This is a genomic window from Nocardia sp. NPDC003183 (assembly GCF_053590715.1).
Genome location: NZ_JBSFTG010000015.1, coordinates 134742 through 155452 on the forward strand (window position 1 = coordinate 134742; position 20711 = coordinate 155452).

The following is a 20711-nucleotide window of genomic DNA, read 5'->3' on the forward strand; positions in this document are numbered from 1 at the left end:
TCGTGTGGCGCACCAGGGTTCGGCTCAGCCGGCCTTGGTCTCGGGGATGCGGGTGGCGTCGATCTGGTTGTCGGTGGGCGCGACGCCCTTCTTGAGGCTGTGCGCGTACACGTCGACATATTCCTGGCCGGTGAGCCGCATCAGCTCGTACATCACCTCGTCGGTGACAGCGCGTTCGACGAAGCGGTTACCGCTCATACCCTCGTAGCGCGAGAAATCAAGAGGCGCACCGAACTTCAGCGTGACCTTCTGGCGACGCCACTTGAACGGTCCGGGCGGGCTCACCTTGTCGGTGCCGATCACCGCGACCGGGATCACCGGGACGCCGGTCTCCAGCGCGAGGCGCGCCATGCCGGTCTTGCCCTTGTAGAGGCGGCCGTCGGGGGAGCGGGTGCCCTCGGGGTACAGGCCGACGAGGCGACCTTCGTCGAGGAGTTTGGTGGCGGCGATGAGTGCGTCGTCGGCAGCCGAGGCGCCACTGCGATCGATCGGGTACTGGCCGGTGCCGCTGAAGAAGAACTTCTGCAGGCGCCCCTTGAAGCCGGGGGTGGTGAAGTACTCCGCCTTGGCGAGGTAGTTGATCCGCCGCGGGCTCAGCAGCGGTGCGAACAGCCAATCGGAGAACGACAGATGGTTACCCGCCATGATCGCCGGTCCATCAGCCGGGACGTTCTCGAGGCCCTCGACAACGGGCCGGTTGTACAGATGCATGAACGGTCCCGGGAAGACGTACTTGAGCAGCCAATAGAACATGGCGTCCTTTCTTCGGACCGGGATCGTGGTGTGCGGCTTCGGACAACGACTTTACCGCTGGTCGCAGGTCACAACCAACCCGAGCTGGTAGCTGGAGCACATGGCTGTGACCCTTATCTCGCCGCGCGACCGGCCACCGGCGCATCGACCGCCGCCCTGGCCAATTCCGCGGCGCCGATCATGCCCGCGGCCTCCCCGAGCTGCGTGGTGCGCAGACGCGCCAGCGGCCGATGCCCGGCTCCGGTGACCGCCCTCGCGTAGTGTTCGCGAGCCTCGTCGAGGAACAGCGGCGCCGAACTGCTCACCCCACCCGCGATCACCACGAGGTCGGGATCGAACAGATCGCTGACGAAGGCGAGGCCGAGTCCGAGCCACCGCGCGAAGTCGGCCATCACCCGGACCGCGAGCGGATCGCCGTCCTGTGCGGCGCCCGCGACCCGGCGGCCGGTGAGCGAGCCGGGGTCGCGCAGCACATCGCGCGCCAGCACCGAACGCACAGGGTCGGTGGCGAGCATCTCGATGGCGGTGTCGGCCAGCGCCGTTCCGCTGCAGTAGCGCTCCCAGCAGCCGTGTTTGCCGCAGGGACAGGCACGGCCCTCGGGCACGACCTGGAGATGGCCGAGTTCGGGGGCGATGCCGTGGCTGCCGCGATAGAGCTGACCGTCGATGAGCAGCGCGGCGCCGATGCCGGTGCCGATCGCGACGAGCACCACCGTCTGCCCGCCCGCCGCCGCACCGAAGCGGTACTCGGCCCAACCCGCGGCGTTCGCGTCGTGTTCGAGGATCACCGGCAGGCCCAGCCGCGCGGTGAGCCGTTGGGCGACCGGGGCGTTCTGCCACGGCAGGTGCGGGGCGAACAGGACCGTCGATTGATCGGTCGAGATGAAACCGGCGACGGCCAGCCCCACCGCCGCGATCGGATGCCGCCGGGCCAGCTCGCGCACCGAGCGGTCGATCGCGTCCTCGAGGGCGCGCGCCGAATGCGGGGTCGGCGCCTGCACAGTGTCGAGCACCTCACCGTCGACGTCGACCACCGAGGCACGAATGTTGGTGCCACCCACATCGATGCCGACGGTGAGCAGGTGTTGAGGGTCGATCCTGCTGGTCATCCCCGGATCGTCACCGGAATGTCGACATATTGCGAGCGCGGCGCGCGGGCGGCGGCCGACCGATCCTCGGCGGTGGGCCTGGGGCGCTGGTTCGGGTCGGCGGCCGTCGGCGGCGCGGTGGTGGCGAAAGCGGCAGCGTCCGGCGCGGTCGCGTCGGCGCGGTCGGGTTCGGGGGTGATGTGCGGTGTGCGCGTGGTCCGCGGCGCGTTGTACTCGTCGACCCGGCGCGGGCGAGGGGCGCTGGACTGGTCCGGGCGCGGGGCTCGCGAGCGCGGGCTGGAACCCGGATCCTGCAGACCCGTGGCACCGCTGGGGCGTGGGGGCTGACCTGTGGGCTCGTGTGCGGTGGCATGGTCGTCGGCCGAATTCGGGTGTCCCGCAGCGTGCTCGGCCCATTCCGGCGGGAGGACCGGTTCGACGGGAATGCCCGCGAGGGCTTCGCGCAGGACCGTCACCATGGAGGTGCCGTGGTCGGCGAGGGCCGCGACGACGTCGTGGTGGTCGCCGCGCAGCAGGGCCGCGGCCGCGCAGACCGGGCACCAGGCGCAACCGCCCAGGTCGGCCCGACCGTCGGCGGCGGTGCGGCGTAGCACGGGTTCGACCCGGGCGAGGAGAACTTCGGAGAGTAGGCGCAGCTCCTCGGTGAACTCGGCGAAGCCGTCGTGGCCGTGGCGCTCGGACTGGGAGTCAGTGCTCATCTGCGGTGGCCTTCGTGTAGTTCGGATCGGCGGGCCACACCCGCGGATCGGGCCGGAAGCGGACCACGAGGTGACCGGTGTCGAGTTCGGCGCCCGCCACTGTGCAGCGTCGCAGCACCGGCGCGAGGCGTACGCGTGTGCGTACCCCGTCGGCTCCCACGATCAGATCGTCCTCCACTCGGCCCAGCCGCAAGGTGCCGGGATCGACTACCGGCAGCCGCATCCGCATCGCGTACACGGAGTCGACACCGGAGCCGGACTCCCATCGAACCATCGGTTCGCCCGAATCCGCGCCCTGAGCGTGTTGGGCGGGCAGCGTGTCGACCGAACGGGAGAAGGCCGCCAGCGAATTCACCCCCACCGGCTCGGCGCCGGCGTGCTGGGCGATCAGGATCGGGACATCGGTGAGTTGCTCGTGCAGCCGGGCCACCACCTCGAGTTGCTCGGCTCGGCGGTTCAGATACCAGTGCACGGCCGGGTGGGCATTGTCGCCGGGCGGTGGCACCGGGGCCAGCACCTTGTTCACCACCACCGCGTCCATCCGCAGGCCCAGCAACGCGGCCGCCGAACGCACCCGCCGCGCCTCGGCGACGGCGACCTGTTCGGGCCCGGTGATCAGGCGGGCGCTGGTGCGGGTGCGGTCGGCGAGGAGATCGCGGACCTGGGTCACCGCGACCACGACCCGTTCGACCGCGGCCGCGAGCACCGCCTTGCGGAGATCCAGTCCGATCGCGCTCATCGTGCGCGCATGCCGGGGCCAGAGGCGTTCGAGATAGTTGAGCATGGTGTCGGGGGCGGTGACGATGCGCAGCATGTCGGCCGAGGGCGGGCAATCGACGACGATGACGTCCCAGTCGTTCTCCTCGGCGTACTGGGCGATCTCGACCAGCATCAACAGTTCCTGCACACCGGGCAGCCCGGTCAGCTCGGCCGGGTCCAGCGCGGCGAGGTCGAAGCCGTGATCGTGGCCGCCGCCTGTGGCGAGCATCGTCACCACATCGCGGAAACGGTCCTCGAGCAGGGCGAGGGAATCGATCTCGATCACCTCGATGCCGGGCGCCACCCGGGCCACCCCGGCGACGGTGCCCGGATCGTGCGGGAAACGGAAACCGAGCGCGTCGCCGAGCGAATGGGCCTGATCCAGCGAGGCGATCAGCACACGCTGACCCGAGCGGGCATAGGTCATGCTCGTCGCGCAGGCCAGCGTCGTCTTCCCGACACCACCCTTGCCGACGAACAGTTCGACGCGGGTACCGCCCGGGGCGCTCAGCCTTCGACCCGCTTCTTGAGCTCGTTGAGCGCGGTGTCGGTGATGACCTTCTCGGCTTTACGTTTGAACATGCCGATCATCGGGATGTTCAGGTCGACGGTGAGTTCGTAGACCACCTCGGTGCCACCCCCCGGCCGGTCCCGGAGTTCGTAGCTGCCGTCCTGGGCCTTCTGCAGGTCACCTTCGAGCAGCCGCCAGCTCACCGCTTTGCCGTCGGCGCGCCAGGTGTAGGACAGCACGTAGGTGTCCTTGACGACGCCGGCGTCGAGCACGAACCGTGCGGTGGCCGCACGCCCTTCGGCATCGCGATCGACGACTTCGACCGACTTCGCGGCGGCCACCCACTCCGGATAGGACTCCAGATCCGCGATAACGGCCATCACCTGCTGCGACGGTGCGTCGATGAGAATCGATCTCTGAGTCCGGTCGGCCATGGCAGCCAAGCCCTCATTTCTGTCTGGGAACGATGCCTGTCAGGGGGCGGCGGGGATCGCGGGCGCGACGCCCGCGGGGCGACCGGCTTCTAGTCGTGCTTTGAGTTCGAAGGCCATGTTGCGGCCCGCGACCCGGCGGGCGCGATTGGCCGCGGCGAGCGCGCGCGGCGGCTTCGACGCGGCCGTGGTGGGCTCGGCGTGTAGGAAGTAGTGCAGGACGGCGCCCTCGGGGACGGCCTCGAGCCATACCTCCATGGTGCCGGTCAGCGCGCCTGCCACCGTCCAGCGGATGCCTTTGTCGCCGCGATCCTCGCGCACATCGAGGCGCAGGTCGGGCCACCAGCGGCGCCAGTTGTTCGCGGCGCTGAGCACCTCGGCGATCGCGGTGCCGGGTGCGGCGAGGAAGGTCTGATCTGCGACCTGGATACTGCTCACCCGGCTGAGCGTAGTGGACGCCACATCGGGCCCGGCCAAGGTGTCACCGCAGCAGTTCCCGCAACCGGGCGCCCTGACGGTCCCAATGCCAGTTCCGCTCCACCCAGGCCCGGCCCGCGGCGCCCATCTCGGCCGCCTTGTCCCGGTCGGTGAGCAGCTCGACGATGGCATCGCTGATCTGCGGGACCGACCGGCCGTGCACCACGATGCCGGTCTCGCCCTCGCGCACCGTCTCGGGGGCGCCGCCGGAGTCACCCGCCACGACCGGGACCCCGGTCGCCGACGCCTCGAGGAAGACGATCCCGAGCCCCTCGACGTCCAGGCCCGCCCCGCGTGTACGGCACGGCATCGCGAACACATCGGCGATCGTGTGATGGGCGGCCAGCTCGCCGGAGGGCACCCGCCCGGTGAACACCACACTGTCCTGCACGCCGAGCGCCTCGGCCAGCGCGCGCAGGCGCGTCTCGTACGGTCCACCGCCGGCGATCACCAGCACCGCGCCGTCGACGCGCTCGCGGATCTCGCTCATCGCCACGATCAGCATGTCCTGACCCTTGCGCGGGACCAGCCGCGACAGGCACAGCACCGTCGGGCGCTCGCCGAGGCCGTAGCGGGCGCGCAGCTCCTCCCGGGCGGCCGGGTCGGGCCGGAACTCGGTGGGGTCGACGCCCGGCGGCAGATGCTCGAGTGCCGCGCGCGGACCGAAGGCCGAGGCGAAACGGCCGCGGGTGTACTTGCTGACGTAGGTCACCACATCGGTGTGCTCGCCGATCGACCGCAGCACCTGGCGCGAACCGGGCAGCATCGACCAGCCGACCTCGTGACCGTGGGTACTGGCCAGGATGCGCTCCGCTCCCGCGCGCCGCAGCATCGGCGCCATCGCCGCCAGGGGAGCGGCCGCGCCGAACCACACGGTGTCGCAGCCGTGTTCGCGCAGCAGCGCACTCGCCCGCTTGATGACCGCGGGGGTCGGCAACATCAATGTCGTCGGATGACGCACCACCTGGAACTTCTGCGCGGCGTCGAACTTCTCGTGGCTGTCACCGCGCCAGCGCGGGGCGTACACCACCAGGTCCTCGGGCGGCAGCTGATTCGACAGCGCCTGCAGATACGACTGGATTCCGCCCGGCCGAGGCGGGAAATCGTTGGTAACCAGCAGAGTTCGGGCCATAAGAGAACAACCTAATCGGTCGGCTGACGGGTGGGCGGACGTGGTCGGGCGTACCCGCGCCTGCCCGTCATGCGGCGCGGCCGCGCAACCAGGCCCGCCACCCGTCCAGCAACTCAGCGCGCGAGGCCCCGAGCACGGCGGTGAACGCCGCATCCTGGGCCGCGGGGGACTGCGGGCCGGTGGCCAGGCGCTTGTACAAGGTGGTGAGGGCGGCGGTGCCGTAGCGGTCGGCGAGGAAGGCACAGGTGCTCCACGCGCTTTCGTAGGCGTAGGCCGCGTCGACACCGGTGAAATCGGTATCGGCGACGAGTTCGGTGGGCAGGGCGCCGCCGCGCAACCGGGTGGTCAGCGTGGGCGCGATCTGGGAGAAGGTGGTCTGCTGATCGCGCTGAGCGACGTACTCCGCGAAGCCCTCCAGCATCCACAGTGGTGCGCCGTCGGTGGTGTCGGCTCGGGTGGCGAGGTGGGTGAGTTCGTGGCGCAGCAGCGTGGCCATGCCCTCGTTGCCGACCCGCCTGCGGGCGTCGGGGTTGAACACGATGCGCTGGTCGGTGGGCTGGGTGCCCGGGGTGTAGGACCCGGTGAGCGACACGGCGGCCACGTCGGCGCCGGTGGCGCCCGCGGACCTGGTCAGCGCGGTGAATTCGGCGGGAGTGCTCGCCACGACCACCACGGGCGCGCGATTCCACTCGGTGCCCCACACCGCGCTCACATCCGAAATGGCCCGGCCCAGCTGTTGTTCGAGGACATCGAGATCGGCGCGATGGCTGGGGTGGGCCACCAGCAGCGCCGGGGCCGCGGCACCGTCGGCGACTTCACGCACCAGGATCGGGCCGTAGGGTTGCAGCTCGCGTCGCACCGGACTCAAGCGCGGATTGTCGATGCCCTCGGAGGTGTCGAGGACTTCGGCCTCGTCGGTGGCCAGCTGCAACGGACCCGCGTTGCGCGGCACCAGGATCAGTGCCACGCACGCCCCGGTCAGCAGTGTGACCGAGGCGAGCGTGATGCAGAATTCCAGGCGGCCGTTCGACGAGAACCACGAACGCAGGCCCGAGCGGGGGGACGGATCGGTCACCGGTCTTGCTCAGTATCGCCGGGCCGAGTGGTACGGGGTGGTGTTGATCGGCGCGACAGCGACCGGCACGCCGAACGTGGAGGCGTGCACCATCATTCCGTTGCCCGCGTAGATGCCGACGTGGGTGATGTCGGGATAGAACAGGATCACGTCGCCGGGCAGCAGTTCGTCCTTGGATACCGGCGTGCCGTAGCCCGCCTGCTGGGAACTGGTGCGCGGCACGTTCTTGCCGACCTGCTTGAACGCCCACTGCACGAGACCGGAGCAGTCGAACTGATCGGGCCCGGTGGCGCCCCAGACATACGGATCGCCGACGCGGGTGAGGGCGGCGGCCAGCGCGCTGGTGCCGCTGCCGGGGACCAGGCCCGCGAGCAGCGAATCACGGTCGAAGCCAGGGGGGAACGGTGAACCGGCCAGCGTCGACTTGTCGCGCGCCGAGAGCTGGCTCCACGCCTCGACCACCGAGGTGGTCGAGGCGGCGAGGTCCTGGCGTTTGCGTTCGACATCGGCGCGCACCGCGTCGGCGGCGGTGGTCGCGGCGTGCGCCGCCTCGGCGGCGGTGCGGGCGACGGCGTCGGCCGCGGTGGCGGCGTCGGCGGCCTGCTTGAACTGGCGGACCGTGTCGGTGGTCTGCTGGGCGAGCACGTCCAGCGTCGACATCTTGTCCAGCAACTGCTGCGGTGAACCGCTCGACAGCACGGCGAACATGCTGTTGGTGCGTACGCCGGTATAGGCGGCCACGGCGGTGCGGTCGATCATCGGCTGGAACCTGCGCACTTCGGCGCGGGCGGCCTCGACGACCGCGGAGGTGGCGGCGACCTTGTCGTCGGCTTCGCGTTGCAGCGCGAGCTTGGCGTCGAGATCGCCTTGCGCGGTGAGCGCGAGCTGGTTGAGCTGCTCGGACTGGCGAGAGAGGTCGACCATGCGGGAGATCGCGTCGGTCGCGGTGGTCGGCATGGCCACGGGGTCGGCACCGGAGGGGCCGGCGGTGTAGATCGCGCACACCAGGATCGCGGCGGAAAGGGCTCCGGCGAAACCACGCGTGGCGTGCGAATTCCGGTGGTGTGCAGTCACAGTGGCCCGTGCCCCGTTCTCTCGTTGTCCGCCGATACAGCGCACTACCTGAGCGCGATCTCCTCGTCAGCCGAGAAGGTCTCGATCAGGTTACGGAACTGTATGCAGTCGTGTCCAGTAAAGGTACGTGCGCCGTCCAACCCAGTGGACGGCGCACGTACCCGGACGATCAGTGCCGTGACGGTGCGCACTTCCCCGCGAACTGCGCATCATGCGGCATTCGATCAGAAGCGTCGAGCACCCGCGAACGGCATCGACGACAGCGACGCGATCTGAACGGGGGTGCCCGCGGTGGAGGCGTGCACGACATTGCCGTCACCGGCGTACAGGCCGGAGTGGCCGCCGCCGTAGAACGACACCATGTCGCCGGGCTGCAGGGCATCGATGGAGACCGGGGTGCCGGCGCCCAGCTGGGCGTCGCTGGTGCGCGGAATGTCCATGCCGGCCTGGGCGTAGGCCCACTGGACCAGACCCGAGCAGTCGAAGGCGTTCGGGCCCGCGGCGCCGTAGACGTAGGGCGAGCCGATCTTGCTCAGCGCGGCATCGAGGGCGATGTCGGCGGCGGTGGCGCGCGGTGCGGTGAAAACCTGCGGCGCGGCCGGGATCTCGATGCCGGGGACGCCCTGGGGCAGCGGAATCTCGTTCGGAACCTCGAAAGTGCCGATGCCGGGCACGGTCACCGGGGTGGCCGATGCCGGGGCGGCCGGCAGGAGGAACGCGCCGATGGTGGCAGCGCCGACGGCTCCGACGGCAACGGCACGCTGCGCCTGACGCTTGACGGTGTTGTTCGCCATGATGCGGAACTTCCAATCTGCCCCACGACGCCGTGTCCGTTTGACGCGGCGGGCTTCGTCTCGCTGACCGTTTCCGATCGGCGGGACTCCGTGAGGTCTCAAAAAGGTTACGAAGACATCACGGGGGTTTGTAAAGTCGGACATCGGTCCAAGGGGGGTTTCGGCTGATGTCACCGAAGAATGTGTGCGAGCTGAGTCACACCCGATCACGAAACGATAACGCCAGGTCGCGGCGATCGAGATTTCCGGGTGCTACCGGCGCGTCGCCAATAGGGCTCGCGCGGCGATTTTCGTGCCCAGAATCGGTAAATCCGCAGGTCGCGCAGGCTTGGAGCATGGTTTGCCTGCGTGTCGGACGGTTCGCCTCACGGGCGGCGCGCCGTAAGCTGCGGCGCGCGCAGATCGGTAAGGCCGATTACCCATTGAAATCTGATGAACTCATGTGAATTCGATAAGAATGTGAGCCCGGTCACAAATCAGTTTGATCTTGGGCATTTTGTTCGCATCAGAACGAAAGTCTCGCGCCGAATTGTCGGCTCCGAAGATCACGGCCCCGGGTTGTGCCGGGTCGCGGGACGGGTCGCCGGGTGGTTCTCTCCGACATCTACTGGCCATGGCCGACTCGATGCGCTCGGAGGAGGTGCGCCCGAGCGGCTGGGCGGTCATCGAGTTCGGGCCGAGCTTGTCGGACCCCCGTCCTACGCTGCTCGCCGTGCCCGATCCCGTTCCGCTCCCGGCTGCCGCCCGGCAGTTGGCCTTCGACGAGCTCGATACTCCGCTGTATGCCACCACTTTCGTCGTCGTCGACCTCGAAACGACCGGGACCAGCGCTGATCGGGACGCGATCACCGAGATCGGGGCGGTGAAGGTGCGCGGCGGTGAGGTGCTGGGGGAGTTCGCGACCCTGGTGAATCCGGGGTACGCGATTCCGCCCGCCATCGTGCAGATCACCGGGATCACCACGGCGATGGTGTACGAGGCGCCGCGGATCGAGGGGGTGCTGCCGGGGTTCTTCGAGTTCGCCGCCGGGGCAGTGCTGGTGGCGCACAACGCGCGGTTCGACACCGCGTTTCTCAAAGCGGCCGCGGCGCGTCAGGACATCGCGTGGCCCAATCCGCAGGTGTTGTGCACCGTGAAGCTGGCGCGGCGGGTGCTCACGCGTGACGAGGCCCCGTCGGCACGACTCGGGGTGCTGGCACAGCTCCTCGGTGCGTCGACGACACCGACGCACCGCGCGCTCGACGACGCCCGCGCCACCGTCGACGTGCTGCACGCGTTGATCGGCCGGGTCGGCAATCAGGGCGTACACAGCCTGACCGAGCTGCTCGACTACCTGCCCGGCGTCACCGGAACCCAGCGCGCCAAGCGCACTTTCGCGACCGATCTGCCTGCCGCGCCCGGCGTCTATCTCTTCCGCGGACCGTCGGACGAAGTCCTCTATATAGGGACTGCGGTGAATCTGCGCCGTCGCGTCCGCAACTACTTCACCGGTTCGGAGACCCGCGGCCGGATGAAAGAGATGGTGGCACTGGCGATTCGGGTCGACCATGTGGTGTGCGCGCACGGCCTCGAAGCCGGGGTGCGCGAGCTGCGGTTGCTCGCCGCGCACGCGCCGCCGTACAACCGCCGCTCCAAATTCCCCAAGCGTGGGTGGTGGCTCACCCTGAGCGAGGAGGCGTTCCCCCGGTTGACCGCGGTGCGCACCCCGACCCGAACCGCGGTGGGGCCGTTCAATTCCCGGACCGACGCCGTCGACGTGGCGTCCACGATCGCCGAATTCGCCGGAATCCGAACCTGCGCCACCCGCCTCACCCGCACGGCGAAACACACCTGCCCGCCCGCGGTGGTCGGCGGCTGTCCCGCCGCACGCCACGACGGTGACTACGACGCCGCGAGCTACGCTCCGGCCGTCGACGCGGTCCGCGACCTGTTCACCGGCCGCGCCGACACCCTGCTCCGCGCGATGATCGATCGAATCGAAACATATTCCACCGCAGAGCATTTCGAGGCAGCGGCGCGCTTGCGCGACCGCACCGCCACCGTGGTCACGAAACTGCACCGCATCCAGCGTCTCGCCGCCCTCGCTCGCCTCGCGGAACTGATCATCGCTCTCCCCGACGGTGCGGGCGGCTGGGAATTCTCTGTCATCCGCTACGGCCGCCTCGCCGCCGCGGGCACCGCTGCGCGCGGCACCCCACCGATGGCCGTTGTCGATCAGATCGTCGCCGCCGCCGAAACAGTGATCCCCGACCTGGGCATCGCGTCGCCGGGTAGCGGGACCCAGCGTTCGGCAGCTGAGTCCGATCGGGTGAATGCGCCGGAAGTGGCGTTCTTCCTCGACGGTGCGGTCGTCGACCTCGGCGACCGCATCCCACCCCTGCGCGGAGCTCCACCGGAGGAAGTCGGCGTCATCGCTCGCTGGCTTGCCAAACCCGGCGCGCGGATCGTGCGGACCAGCGACGGGTACCACGAACCGCTGCACGGTGCGGCGCGCTGGGTGGGCTGGGCGCAGCTCGCGCGCACGGCCGCGACCACCAGGAGCGAACAGGAGGAGTATCTGGCCGAACGCTGACGAGCCACACCGGGGCGGCCGAGGCAGGCGAGAACAACCCGTCCTGGATCATGGACGACGACTCCGCGCACGGTGGCGGGGCCCGAGGAGAAGGAGCAGCGGCGAATGTTCGTGAAGGTGTGCGGTCTGACCACCGAGGAACAGATCGACTGGGCGATCGAGCTCGGGTACTCCGCGATCGGCGTCATGGTGACGACGAAGAGCAAGCGCTACCGCACCCCCGAACAGGCACGCGCGCTCGCCGGCTACGCGCGTGGTCGCATCACCACCTTCGCCGTCGCCCTCGAGGCGCGCGAGGTCGCCGAGGTAGCGGAGGCGTTCGACGTCGTGCAGCTCTATGAGTGGACCGACCTGCCGAACCTGGCCTTCTGCTCCTCGAACCCGCCGGAACCGGGTCAGACCAGCGAATACTTCTTCTACGACGCCAGCGCGGGCTCCGGTGTGTTCGAGGAATTCCCCGATTGGGTCCGCGCGCAACCGGGCCGGGTGGTGCTGGCGGGCGGCCTGGACCCCGGCAACGTCGCCGATGTGATCGCCCGGCACCGTCCCTATGGCGTGGACGTGTCCAGTTCGGTGGAAACGGCGCCCGGGGTGAAGAGCTATGACCTGATGCGTCGGTTCAAAGCGGCCACCGAGCGGCCCGAAGTTCTAGAGTGATCCCATGATTACCGCGATCGTGATGATCCAGGCGCAGAACTCTCGCATCCCCGAGACCGCGCAGGCCCTCGCCGACACCGAAGGAGTCGCCGAGGTGTACTCCTGCGCCGGTGACGTGGACCTGATCGCGATCGTGCGCGTGCGCGACCACGCGCGCATCGCCGAAGTGGTCACCGCGGGCATCGACAAGGTGGACGGCGTGGTCCGCACCACCACCCACATCGCGTTCAAGTCCTATTCCAGCGCCGACGTGGAAGCCGGATTCTCGCTGGGGGAGTGAGCCTTCGGGGTCAGTTCTCGTCGAGCGTCCTGGTGAGTTCGGCCCAGCTCTGCAGCAGCTTCGCCGCCGCCCCGCTGTCCACCGCGGCGGCGGCGCGCTCGAGCCCGTCGGTCAGTGCCGCGTCCAGGTCGAGATCGACATCGCCGACCCCGCGCGAGAGGTCGTAAGCCACGATCGCCGCGGCCGAGTTCAACAGCACCGCGTCACGGACAGGTCCGGCCGTCCCCGCGAAGACATCGCGCGCGACCTGGGCGTTGACCTCGGCATCCCCGCCACGCAGATCGTCCAGATCCACCCTCGCGATGCCGAGCCGCGTCGGATCGATCAGCGTTCGACGGATCCGCCCGCCACTGACCACCCACACGTCGGTCAGATCCGAAGTGGTGATCTCGTCGAGCCCGTCACGCCCACGCACGACCAGCGCACTCGACCCACGCGCCTCGAACACCCCGGCGATCACGGGCGCGAGATCGGCGAACGCGCACCCGATCAGCCCGGCGCGCGGCTGGGCCGGATTGGTCAGCGGGCCCAACACGTTGAACACGGTCGGAATGCCGATCTCCTTGCGCGCCGCCCCGGCGAAACGCAGCCCGGAGTGGAACAGCGGCGCGAAACAGAACCCGATCCCCGCCTCGCGCACCGATCGCGCCACCGACCCGGGTCCGAGCGCGAGCTTCACACCCAGCGCTTCGAGCACATCGGCACCACCGGACTTCGACGACGCCGCCCGGTTCCCGTGCTTGACCACGGGGACCCCGGCCGCGGCCACGACCACCGCGGACATGGTCGAGATGTTCACCGACCCCGAACGATCGCCGCCGGTGCCGACGACATCGACCGCGTCGCCGTCGACGTGAACCAGCCGGGCGTGCCCGAGCATCCCGGCCACCATGCCCGCCAGTTCGGTCGGCGTGGGGCCCTTGATCTTCATGGCGACGCCGAACGCCGCGATCTGGGCGGCGGTGGCGTTGTCGGTGAAGATCTCGTCGATCACCCAGGTGGTGTCGTCCGCGGCCAGGTCGCCACCGTCGGCGAGGGTTCCGAGCACCTGGGCCCAGCTGCGCACGCTCATCTGCTCTGCTTCTCCTTCGACGACACCGTTGCGCCACTGTAGATCGGGCGCGCGGAGGTGGCGCAAGGTCTTTTGCGCCGTCGGGCAAAGTTTACGGGGCGGTGCGCGGGGGTTGCAGCGCGTCCCAGCCGTCGGCGACGCCGTCGTGGCGCTGGGCGAGCCCGGCCATCCGCGAGCGTTCCTGCGAGCAGGTCAGCGGATCGAGCCGTTGCACCCGCTGCAGGATGATCGGGACCAGGTCCTCGGCCGGCGCGGCGGGCTCGGCGCGTTCGTATCCGTCATACCCGGCGATCTCGCACGCGGCCTCGATCTGCCCGGCGGGCAGCCGCAGATGGTGGCGCAACACCGCATCGGCCTCCCGATCCAGCTCGCTCGCCCGATCCAGCGCGGTCGAACAAGCCTCGACATCGTCGAAACTCGACGCGACCACGACAAGATCGTCGCGCCCCGGGTCCAACTCCCGCGCCGACCCACCGAACAGCCGCCGCCACATCCGCACCACGACCATCGCCGCCTCCTCGTCTCAGCCTATCCACATCCAACGCTGTCACAATGAGTTGTCGCGCGGTCGTCGCCAACACGCCGACGGAAGTCGTAGACCCCCTCTGTGCGTGGGTTTTCCGACTGGCGCCACAAACTTTCGTACCCGGGTACATGTGTCGTACTACGAAGAGTCATACTTACCCCGTGACGACCGCAGTAGGCACCCCAGGATCGGCCATTACTCAGCGTGTGCATTCGCTGAACCGGCCCAACATGGTCAGCGTCGGAACCATCATCTGGCTGTCGAGCGAGCTGATGTTCTTCGCCGGACTGTTCGCCATGTACTTCGTTGCTCGCGCGCAGGCGCACGGGAACTGGCCCCCGGAGCCGACCGAGCTGAACATGAAGCTCGCGATTCCGGTGACGGCCGTGCTGATCGCGTCCTCGTTCACCTGCCAGATGGGTGTGTTCGCGGCGGAGAAGGGCGACGTGTTCGGCCTTCGTCGCTGGTACAGCATCACCCTGCTGATGGGCGCGTTCTTCGTCGCCGGGCAGGGCTACGAGTACTACCACCTGGTGGAGGAGGGAACTTCGATCGCCGGCAGCTCGTACGGCTCGGTTTTCTACATCACCACCGGCTTCCACGGTCTGCACGTGATCGGCGGTCTGATCGCGTTCGTGTTCCTGCTCGTCCGCACCACGCTGAGCAAGTTCACCCCCGCCCAGGCCACCGCCGCGATCGTGGTGTCCTACTACTGGCACTTCGTCGACATCGTCTGGATCGGGCTGTTCGCCACGATCTACTTCGTCCGATAGCGCGCGGCGCGCACAGCATTTGCACAAGTCGGTTCCGTCTACTCCAAAGGGACACAGATGAGTTCATCTCCCCCGTCGGCCCCAGAGCCCGCCGGCCCCGGCGCCGGGCAGGACGCACAGGCCGCCAAGGCGCGTAAGCAGCGCCGCGCCCGTCGTCGTATCGCGGGTGCTCTCGCGCTGATGATCGGCTTGGTCGGAGCCGGCTTCCTGGCGACCGCGCTCACCCCGCAGGCGCAGGTCGCGACCGCGCACGAGGACCAGTCCGCGCTCATCCGCGAGGGCAAGCAGCTCTACGACACCTCCTGCATCACGTGCCACGGCGCGAACCTGCAGGGTGTCGCCGACCGTGGTCCGAGCCTGATCGGCGTCGGCGAGGCCGCGGTCTACTTCCAGGTCTCCTCCGGCCGCATGCCGATGGCCGCCAACGGCGCCCAGGCGCTGCGCAAGCCGGAGAAGTTCGACGCGCACCAGACCGACGCGCTCGGCGCGTACGTCGCCGCCAACGGCGGTGGCCCCTCGGTGATCCGCGACGCCAACGGTGAGATCGCCCAGGAGTCGCTGCGCGGCGACGACATCGCCCGTGGCTCGGAGCTGTTCCGCATGAACTGCGCCTCCTGCCACAACTTCACCGGTCGCGGTGGCGCGCTCTCCGGCGGTAAGTTCGCGCCGCCGCTGGCCGAGGCCAGTGAGCAGCAGATCTACCAGGCGATGGTCACCGGCCCGCAGAACATGCCCAAGTTCTCCGACCGGCAGCTGACGTCGGAGGAGAAGCGCGACATCGTCGCCTACGTCAAGAACTCCGCCGAGGAGAAGTCGCCCGGCGGCTGGGATCTCGGCGGGTTCGGTCCGGCGACCGAAGGTTTGGCGATCTGGGTCATCGGCATCACCGCCGTGGTCGGCGCCGCGATGTGGATCGGATCGCGGTCATGATCGGTCAGTGCGCGGAGGCGGCAGCGCAGCGTAACCACGCAGCGTGCCCGAGCATGACGAATTGGATGCAGCCATGAGTGGACAGGAGCACAGCGACATGGGTCGCGAACCCACCGAAGACGAACTGGACGCGATGTCGCGTGACGAGCTGGTCGAGCTCGGCACCAATCGCGACGACGTCGATGTCGTCTACCGCAACGAGCGGTGGCCGGTGCCGGGCACCAAGGCCGAGAAGCGCGCCGAACGTGCGGTCACGTTCTGGTTCGCCATCTCCGGCCTCGCCGCCGCCGCGCTCATCGGTGTCTTCCTGTTCTGGCCGTGGGAGTGGAAGGGCTACGGCGACGAGGGCCACAGCGCCTACTCGCTGTTCACCCCGCTCGTCGGCCTGACCTTCGGCATCTCGGTGCTGGTCATCGGTGTCGCCGTGGTACTGATCCGCAAGCGGTTCATCCCCGCCGAGATCTCGATCCAGCAGCGCCACGACGGCCCCTCCGACGAGGTCGAGCGGCGCACCCTGGCGGCCGAGCTGCAGGACGCGCTCGACACCTCCACCCTCGGTCGTCGCAAGATGATGCTCGGTACCGCGGGCGCCGGTGTCGGTGTGCTCGGTATCGGCGCACTGCTGGTGTTCGTCGGCGGCATGGTGAAGAACCCGTGGGCCAAGGGCGACAAGTCGCCGCTGTGGGTCTCGGGCTGGACCCCGGACTACCCGGGCGAGACCGTCTACATCCGCCGCGACACCGGTCGCCCCGGCGACATCGTGCTGGTGCGTCCCGAAGACCTGGACGCCGGCTCGATGGAAACCGTGTTCCCGTGGAAAGAGAAGTGGCGCGGCGATGAGCACGCCACGCTCGAGTCGCTGCGCGGTATCCGCAACGCGGTCATGATGATCCGCTTGCGCACCGAAGACGCCGAGAAGGCGATCAAGCGCAAGGGCCAGGAGAGCTTCAACTTCGGCGACTACTTCGCCTACTCGAAGATCTGCACCCACCTCGGCTGCCCCACCTCGCTGTTCGAGCAGCAGACCAACCGGATCCTGTGCCCCTGCCACCAGTCGCAGTTCCTCGCGACCGAGTGGGCAAAGCCGGTCTTCGGTCCTGCCGCCCGCGCACTGCCTCAGCTGCCGATCACCGTCAACTCCGAGGGCTATTTGGTCGCCGCGGGCGACTTCATCGAGCCGCTCGGCCCGGCCTTCTGGGAGCGTCGTTCATGAGCGTTGTGGCCAATCAGGCAAATGAGATGGACGAGCGGTACCGCGCCGCCGCGTTCATGAAGCGTTCGATCAACAAGGTCTTCCCGACCCACTGGTCGTTCCTGCTGGGTGAGATCGCGCTCTACGCGTTCATCATCCTGCTGCTGTCGGGTGTGTACCTGACGCTGTTCTTCGACCCGTCGATGACCCACGTGGTCTACGACGGCGCCTACCAGCCGCTGCGCGGCGTCGGCATGTCGCGGGCCTACGAGACCGCGCTGAACATCTCCTTCGAGGTGCGCGGCGGTCTGTTCGTCCGGCAGATCCACCACTGGGCGGCCCTGCTGTTCGCGGCGTCGATCATCATCCACCTGTTCCGCATCTTCTTCACCGGCGCGTTCCGCAAGCCGCGTGAGGCGAACTGGGTGATCGGCTCGCTGCTGCTGATCCTGGCGATGTTCGAGGGCTTCTTCGGCTACTCGCTGCCCGACGATCTGCTCTCGGGCACCGGCCTGCGTGCCGCATTCGGCGGTATCACCATGAGCCTGCCGGTCATCGGTACCTGGATGCACTGGCTGATGTTCGGCGGCGACTTCCCCGGCGACATCATCATCCCGCGCCTCTACATCGCGCACGTGCTGCTGCTGCCCGGCATCATCCTGGCGTTGATCGGCGCGCACGTCGCGCTGGTCTGGTACCAGAAGCACACCCAGTTCCCCGGACCGGCCCGCACCGAGCACAACGTCGTCGGCGCGCGCATCATCCCGGTGTTCGCCGCCGACCAGGGTGCGTTCTTCGCGTTCACCCTCGGCATCGTCGGCATCATGGGCGGTGTCCTGCAGATCAACCCGATCTGGAACCTGGGCCCGTACAACCCCTCTCAGGTCTCGGCGGGTTCACAGCCCGACTTCTACATGATGTGGACCGACGGTTTGGCGCGTCTGATGCCGCCGTGGGAGCTCTACCTCGGTCGCTACACGGTCCCGGCCGTGGTCTGGGTCGCGCTCATCATGGGCCTGGTGTTCACGCTGCTGATCGCCTACCCGTGGATCGAGAAGCGCCTCACCAACGACCACTCGGCGCATCACAACCTGCTCCAGCGTCCGCGCGACGTGCCGGTGCGTACCGCGATCGGTGCCATGGCGATCGCGTTCTACGTGGTGCTCACGCTCTCGTGTGTCAACGACATCATCGCGCTGAAGTTCGACATCTCGCTGAACGCGACCACCTGGATCGGTCGTATCGGCGTGCTGCTGCTGCCGCCGATCGCGTACTTCGTGACCTACCGGTTCTGCATCGGTCTGCAGCGCAGTGACCGGGCGGTGCTCGAGCACGGTATCGAGACCGGTGTGATCAAGCGTCTGCCGCACGGCGAGTACATCGAGGTGCACCAGCCGCTGGGCGGGGTCGACGCACACGGCCACGCCATCCCGCTGGAATACCAGGGCGCCCCGGTGCCCAAGAAGATGAACAAGCTCGGTTCGGCGGGCAAGCCCGGCACCGGTAGCTTCCTCAAGGCCGATCCCAAGGCCGAGGGCGAGTCCTGGGCGGAGATCGAGGAGAACGAGGAGCACCGGATGCTCACCGTTCTCGCCGAACAGCAGGCGATCGCGAACAACAGCGAGCCGTTCGGTCACTGATCGAACATCGCGAACAACGAAGGCCCCGAGTCGAATTCGACTCGGGGCCTTCGCTTTTGTCCTACCGGCGCTGTGTTCTACAGGCGCGGGGTGCGCCGATGTGTCTCGATGGCCTCGAACTTGGCCAGGTTGTGGCGGGCGTCGGCGAGTGCGTCGTGCGCGTCGTCCGGGATCGGCGGCAGGTCGGGGCTGCCGTGCGCGGCCCAGTGCTGGCGCAGTTCGTTGGTGTAGCGGGGCATGCCCTTGGGCAGCGCCGTCATGTCACCCCACAGCTGGCACAGCGCCACATGGTCGTAGGCGGACACCCACGCCCACAGCTCCGGCTGCACGCTCGGGCGCGGCAGGAAGAACTTGAACAGGTCGTCGCGGATCTGTTCCCTGGTGCGATACAGCGGCGACCCGGCGACAGGCAGCTTCGGCAGCACATGCTTGCGCACCCACGGCCCGGCCCGCTTCGCATCGAATTCGGTGGAGACCGCGTAGTACTCGCGCCCGTCCTCACAGACGACGCCGATCGAGATCAGGTCGATCGTCACCCCATCCTCGATGAATTCCGAATCGTAGAAATATCGCAGGGAGATCGCCTCTTCGTGCCGGTGGGTTGCTCGTGGGGCTCCGGCGCGCCGGGCGATGGACCCCACGACGGGTCGACGAAACCCTATGTGGGCGCCCTGTGCGTGTTTCGCACGGGTCGGCGGTGGCTTCGCGGGTACGCCGGATAGTCGCCCGTGCGCGCGGGTCGTATTCTGATCTGGTGACCTGGACCGTCGACGTACCCATTGACCGTTTGCCGGAACTGCCGCCGCTGCCCGAAGAGCTGCGTGGTCGCCTCGATGCCGCGCTGGCCCGGCCCGCTCTGCAGCAGCCGTCCTGGGACGCCGACGAGGCCGCCACCATGCGCACCGTGCTGGAGAGCGTGCCACCGATCTGCCTGCCCGCCGAGGTGGAGGACCTCAAGGCGCAGCTGGCCGCTGTCGCGCGCGGTGAGGCGTTCCTCATGCAGGGCGGTGACTGCGCGGAGACCTTCGCCGACAACACCGAGCCCCACATCCGCGGCAATATCCGCACGCTGCTGCAGATGGCCGTGGTACTCACCTACGGCGCGAGTATGCCGGTGGTGAAGGTGGCACGGATCGCGGGCCAGTACGCCAAGCCGCGTTCGTCCGACACCGACGCGCTGGGTCTGAAGTCCTACCGCGGCGACATGGTGAACTCGCTCGTCGCCGACGAGGCCCTGCGTCGTCACGACCCGTCGCGTCTGGTCCGTGCCTACGCCAACGCCAGCGCCGCGATGAACCTGGTTCGCGCCCTGACCAGCGCGGGCACCGCCGACCTGCACCGCCTGCACGACTGGAACCGTGACTTCGTCGCCCAGTCGCCCGCGGGCGCGCGCTACGAGACCCTCGCCGAGGAGATCGACCGCGGTCTGCGCTTCATGGCCGCCTGTCAGGTCAACGACCCGAGCCTGAAGACCGCGCGTATCTACGCCTCGCACGAGGCGCTCGTCCTCGACTACGAGCGCGCGATGCTGCGGCTGAGCGAGTCCGAGACCGGCGAACCGCTGCTCTACGACCTGTCCGCGCACTTCCTGTGGATCGGCGAGCGCACCCGTCAGCTCGACGGCGCCCACATCGCGCTGGCCGAACTCCTCGCGAACCCGATCGGGCTCAAGATCGGGCCCACCACCACGCCGGAACTGGCCGTGGAATACGTCGAGCGGCTCGACCCGAACAACGAGCCCGGCCGGCTCACCCTGGTCGCCCGCATGGGCAACGGCAAGGTGCGTGATGTGCTGCCCCCGATCATCGAGAAGGTGCAGGCCACCGGCCACCAGGTCATCTGGCAGTGCGACCCCATGCACGGCAACACCCATGAGTCGTCCACCGGTTTCAAGACCCGCCACTTCGACCGCATCGTCGACGAGGTCCAGGGCTTCTTCGAGGTGCACCACGCCCTCGGCACCCACCCCGGCGGCCTGCACATCGAGCTGACCGGCGAGAACGTCACCGAGTGCCTCGGCGGCGCCCAGGACATCTCCGATCTCGACCTGGGCGGCCGCTACGAAACGGCCTGCGATCCCCGCCTGAACACCCAGCAATCCCTGGAACTGTCGTTCCTGGTCGCGGAAATGCTGCGCTGAGTTCTTGGAGCGCTGGCGCGCTCGAGTTCGCGGCCCCGTGTGTCCCGTCGATCAGGCACCGTTGCTTGCTCCTTCGTCGCCACGACCCCGGCGATGCGCTGGCGGGTCTGCAGGGC

Annotated in this window: 21 protein-coding genes; 8 read left to right on the forward strand and 13 right to left on the reverse strand. The window is 68.7% G+C overall.

Going from position 1 to position 20711, the window contains the following annotated elements:
* Positions 1-24 precede the first annotated feature (24 nt).
* The 10 genes from ACWDXS_RS29995 to ACWDXS_RS30040 form a co-directional block, all read right to left on the reverse strand.
* Positions 25-753: a lysophospholipid acyltransferase family protein gene (locus tag ACWDXS_RS29995; protein WP_378992532.1), complete on the reverse strand. Its 729-nt coding sequence runs from the start codon at positions 751-753 to the stop codon at positions 25-27.
* A gap of 113 nt (positions 754-866) precedes the next feature.
* Positions 867-1862, reverse strand: coding sequence for an ROK family protein (locus tag ACWDXS_RS30000; protein ID WP_449970846.1), 996 nt, complete (start codon positions 1860-1862; stop codon positions 867-869).
* The gene (locus tag ACWDXS_RS30005; protein ID WP_387447635.1) at positions 1859-2560 is read right to left on the reverse strand and encodes a hypothetical protein; all 702 of its coding nucleotides are present in this window, start codon (positions 2558-2560) and stop codon (positions 1859-1861) included. Before ACWDXS_RS30005 ends, ACWDXS_RS30000 begins: the two co-directional genes overlap by 4 nt.
* Positions 2550-3830 carry an ArsA family ATPase gene (locus ACWDXS_RS30010; protein WP_449970877.1) on the reverse strand — a complete coding sequence of 427 codons (1281 nt, stop codon included), beginning with the start codon at positions 3828-3830 and terminating at the stop codon, positions 2550-2552. Before ACWDXS_RS30010 ends, ACWDXS_RS30005 begins: the two co-directional genes overlap by 11 nt.
* Positions 3827-4264 (reverse strand): SRPBCC family protein, encoded by a 438-nt coding sequence (locus tag ACWDXS_RS30015; RefSeq protein ID WP_378992534.1) that lies wholly within the window; start codon positions 4262-4264, stop codon positions 3827-3829. The genes ACWDXS_RS30010 and ACWDXS_RS30015 overlap by 4 nt, the downstream gene beginning before the upstream one ends.
* 39 nt (positions 4265-4303) lie before the next feature.
* Positions 4304-4699: a polyketide cyclase / dehydrase and lipid transport gene (locus tag ACWDXS_RS30020; RefSeq protein WP_449970851.1), complete on the reverse strand. Its 396-nt coding sequence runs from the start codon at positions 4697-4699 to the stop codon at positions 4304-4306.
* 43 nt (positions 4700-4742) lie between these two features.
* Positions 4743-5870: a glycosyltransferase family 4 protein gene (locus ACWDXS_RS30025; RefSeq protein ID WP_378992538.1), complete on the reverse strand. Its 1128-nt coding sequence runs from the start codon at positions 5868-5870 to the stop codon at positions 4743-4745.
* Between the two features lie 67 nt (positions 5871-5937).
* A complete protein-coding gene (locus ACWDXS_RS30030) occupies positions 5938-6945 on the reverse strand; it encodes a peptidase MA family metallohydrolase (protein ID WP_387447634.1) in 1008 nt (335 codons plus the stop codon).
* 9 nt (positions 6946-6954) lie between these two features.
* Positions 6955-8019 carry an NlpC/P60 family protein gene (locus ACWDXS_RS30035; RefSeq protein WP_378992541.1) on the reverse strand — a complete coding sequence of 355 codons (1065 nt, stop codon included), beginning with the start codon at positions 8017-8019 and terminating at the stop codon, positions 6955-6957.
* 224 nt (positions 8020-8243) lie between these two features.
* Positions 8244-8813: a C40 family peptidase gene (locus ACWDXS_RS30040; RefSeq protein WP_378636581.1), complete on the reverse strand. Its 570-nt coding sequence runs from the start codon at positions 8811-8813 to the stop codon at positions 8244-8246.
* Positions 8814-9525: 712 nt separating this feature from the next.
* Between ACWDXS_RS30040 and ACWDXS_RS30045 the strand changes: the two genes are divergently transcribed.
* The 3 genes from ACWDXS_RS30045 to ACWDXS_RS30055 all read left to right on the forward strand — a co-directional run bounded on the left by ACWDXS_RS30045 (position 9526) and on the right by ACWDXS_RS30055 (position 12322).
* Positions 9526-11385: a DEDD exonuclease domain-containing protein gene (locus ACWDXS_RS30045; RefSeq protein ID WP_449970880.1), complete on the forward strand. Its 1860-nt coding sequence runs from the start codon at positions 9526-9528 to the stop codon at positions 11383-11385.
* Positions 11386-11490: 105 nt separating this feature from the next.
* On the forward strand, positions 11491-12042 hold the full coding sequence (trpF, locus tag ACWDXS_RS30050; protein WP_449970857.1) for a phosphoribosylanthranilate isomerase: 552 nt from the start codon (positions 11491-11493) through the stop codon (positions 12040-12042).
* 4 nt (positions 12043-12046) lie between these two features.
* Complete coding sequence (locus tag ACWDXS_RS30055; protein WP_101463603.1) at positions 12047-12322, forward strand: Lrp/AsnC family transcriptional regulator; 276 nt, start codon at positions 12047-12049, stop codon at positions 12320-12322.
* A 10-nt stretch (positions 12323-12332) separates the two neighbouring features.
* Here the strand turns inward: ACWDXS_RS30055 and trpD are convergent, their stop codons facing one another.
* Positions 12333-13394 (reverse strand): anthranilate phosphoribosyltransferase, encoded by a 1062-nt coding sequence (trpD, locus tag ACWDXS_RS30060; protein ID WP_378992544.1) that lies wholly within the window; start codon positions 13392-13394, stop codon positions 12333-12335.
* 91 nt (positions 13395-13485) lie between these two features.
* On the reverse strand, positions 13486-13902 hold the full coding sequence (locus tag ACWDXS_RS30065) for a hypothetical protein (protein WP_449970862.1): 417 nt from the start codon (positions 13900-13902) through the stop codon (positions 13486-13488).
* Between the two features lie 179 nt (positions 13903-14081).
* Between ACWDXS_RS30065 and ctaE the strand changes: the two genes are divergently transcribed.
* The 4 genes from ctaE (at position 14082) to qcrB (ending at position 18455) form a co-directional block, all read left to right on the forward strand.
* A complete protein-coding gene (gene ctaE / locus ACWDXS_RS30070; protein WP_378712418.1) occupies positions 14082-14693 on the forward strand; it encodes an aa3-type cytochrome oxidase subunit III in 612 nt (203 codons plus the stop codon).
* Between the two features lie 57 nt (positions 14694-14750).
* Complete coding sequence (qcrC, locus tag ACWDXS_RS30075) at positions 14751-15623, forward strand: cytochrome bc1 complex diheme cytochrome c subunit (RefSeq protein ID WP_378992546.1); 873 nt, start codon at positions 14751-14753, stop codon at positions 15621-15623.
* A gap of 73 nt (positions 15624-15696) precedes the next feature.
* The gene (gene qcrA, locus ACWDXS_RS30080; protein ID WP_378992547.1) at positions 15697-16836 is read left to right on the forward strand and encodes a cytochrome bc1 complex Rieske iron-sulfur subunit; all 1140 of its coding nucleotides are present in this window, start codon (positions 15697-15699) and stop codon (positions 16834-16836) included.
* Positions 16833-18455, forward strand: a complete 1623-nt coding sequence (gene qcrB, locus ACWDXS_RS30085; protein WP_378992549.1) for a cytochrome bc1 complex cytochrome b subunit — start codon at positions 16833-16835, stop codon at positions 18453-18455. Before qcrA ends, qcrB begins: the two co-directional genes overlap by 4 nt.
* Positions 18456-18532: 77 nt before the next feature.
* Here qcrB and ACWDXS_RS30090 read toward each other — a convergent pair whose 3' ends face one another.
* On the reverse strand, positions 18533-19030 hold the full coding sequence (locus ACWDXS_RS30090; protein ID WP_449970883.1) for a polyadenylate-specific 3'-exoribonuclease AS: 498 nt from the start codon (positions 19028-19030) through the stop codon (positions 18533-18535).
* Positions 19031-19209: 179 nt separating this feature from the next.
* Here ACWDXS_RS30090 and ACWDXS_RS30095 point away from each other — a divergent pair, with 179 nt between their 5' ends.
* Positions 19210-20595 (forward strand): class II 3-deoxy-7-phosphoheptulonate synthase, encoded by a 1386-nt coding sequence (locus ACWDXS_RS30095; RefSeq protein ID WP_378636602.1) that lies wholly within the window; start codon positions 19210-19212, stop codon positions 20593-20595.
* Positions 20596-20711 lie beyond the last annotated feature (116 nt).

Bases quoted from the DNA above. Each gene is read 5' to 3' on its own strand.
- qcrC (WP_378992546.1), top strand. From the start codon at position 14,751: ATGAGTTCATCTCCCCCGTCGGCCCCAGAGCCCGCCGGCCCCGGCGCC.
- ACWDXS_RS30065 (WP_449970862.1), bottom strand. From the start codon at position 13,902: ATGGTCGTGGTGCGGATGTGGCGGCGGCTGTTCGGTGGGTCGGCGCGG.
- trpD (WP_378992544.1), bottom strand. From the start codon at position 13,394: ATGAGCGTGCGCAGCTGGGCCCAGGTGCTCGGAACCCTCGCCGACGGT.
- ACWDXS_RS30040 (WP_378636581.1), bottom strand. From the start codon at position 8,813: ATGGCGAACAACACCGTCAAGCGTCAGGCGCAGCGTGCCGTTGCCGTC.
- trpF (WP_449970857.1), top strand. From the start codon at position 11,491: ATGTTCGTGAAGGTGTGCGGTCTGACCACCGAGGAACAGATCGACTGG.
- qcrA (WP_378992547.1), top strand. From the start codon at position 15,697: ATGAGTGGACAGGAGCACAGCGACATGGGTCGCGAACCCACCGAAGAC.
- qcrB (WP_378992549.1), top strand. From the start codon at position 16,833: ATGAGCGTTGTGGCCAATCAGGCAAATGAGATGGACGAGCGGTACCGC.
- ACWDXS_RS29995 (WP_378992532.1), bottom strand. From the start codon at position 753: ATGTTCTATTGGCTGCTCAAGTACGTCTTCCCGGGACCGTTCATGCAT.
- ACWDXS_RS30000 (WP_449970846.1), bottom strand. From the start codon at position 1,862: ATGACCAGCAGGATCGACCCTCAACACCTGCTCACCGTCGGCATCGAT.
- ACWDXS_RS30055 (WP_101463603.1), top strand. From the start codon at position 12,047: ATGATTACCGCGATCGTGATGATCCAGGCGCAGAACTCTCGCATCCCC.
- ACWDXS_RS30005 (WP_387447635.1), bottom strand. From the start codon at position 2,560: ATGAGCACTGACTCCCAGTCCGAGCGCCACGGCCACGACGGCTTCGCC.
- ACWDXS_RS30025 (WP_378992538.1), bottom strand. From the start codon at position 5,870: ATGGCCCGAACTCTGCTGGTTACCAACGATTTCCCGCCTCGGCCGGGC.
- ACWDXS_RS30015 (WP_378992534.1), bottom strand. From the start codon at position 4,264: ATGGCCGACCGGACTCAGAGATCGATTCTCATCGACGCACCGTCGCAG.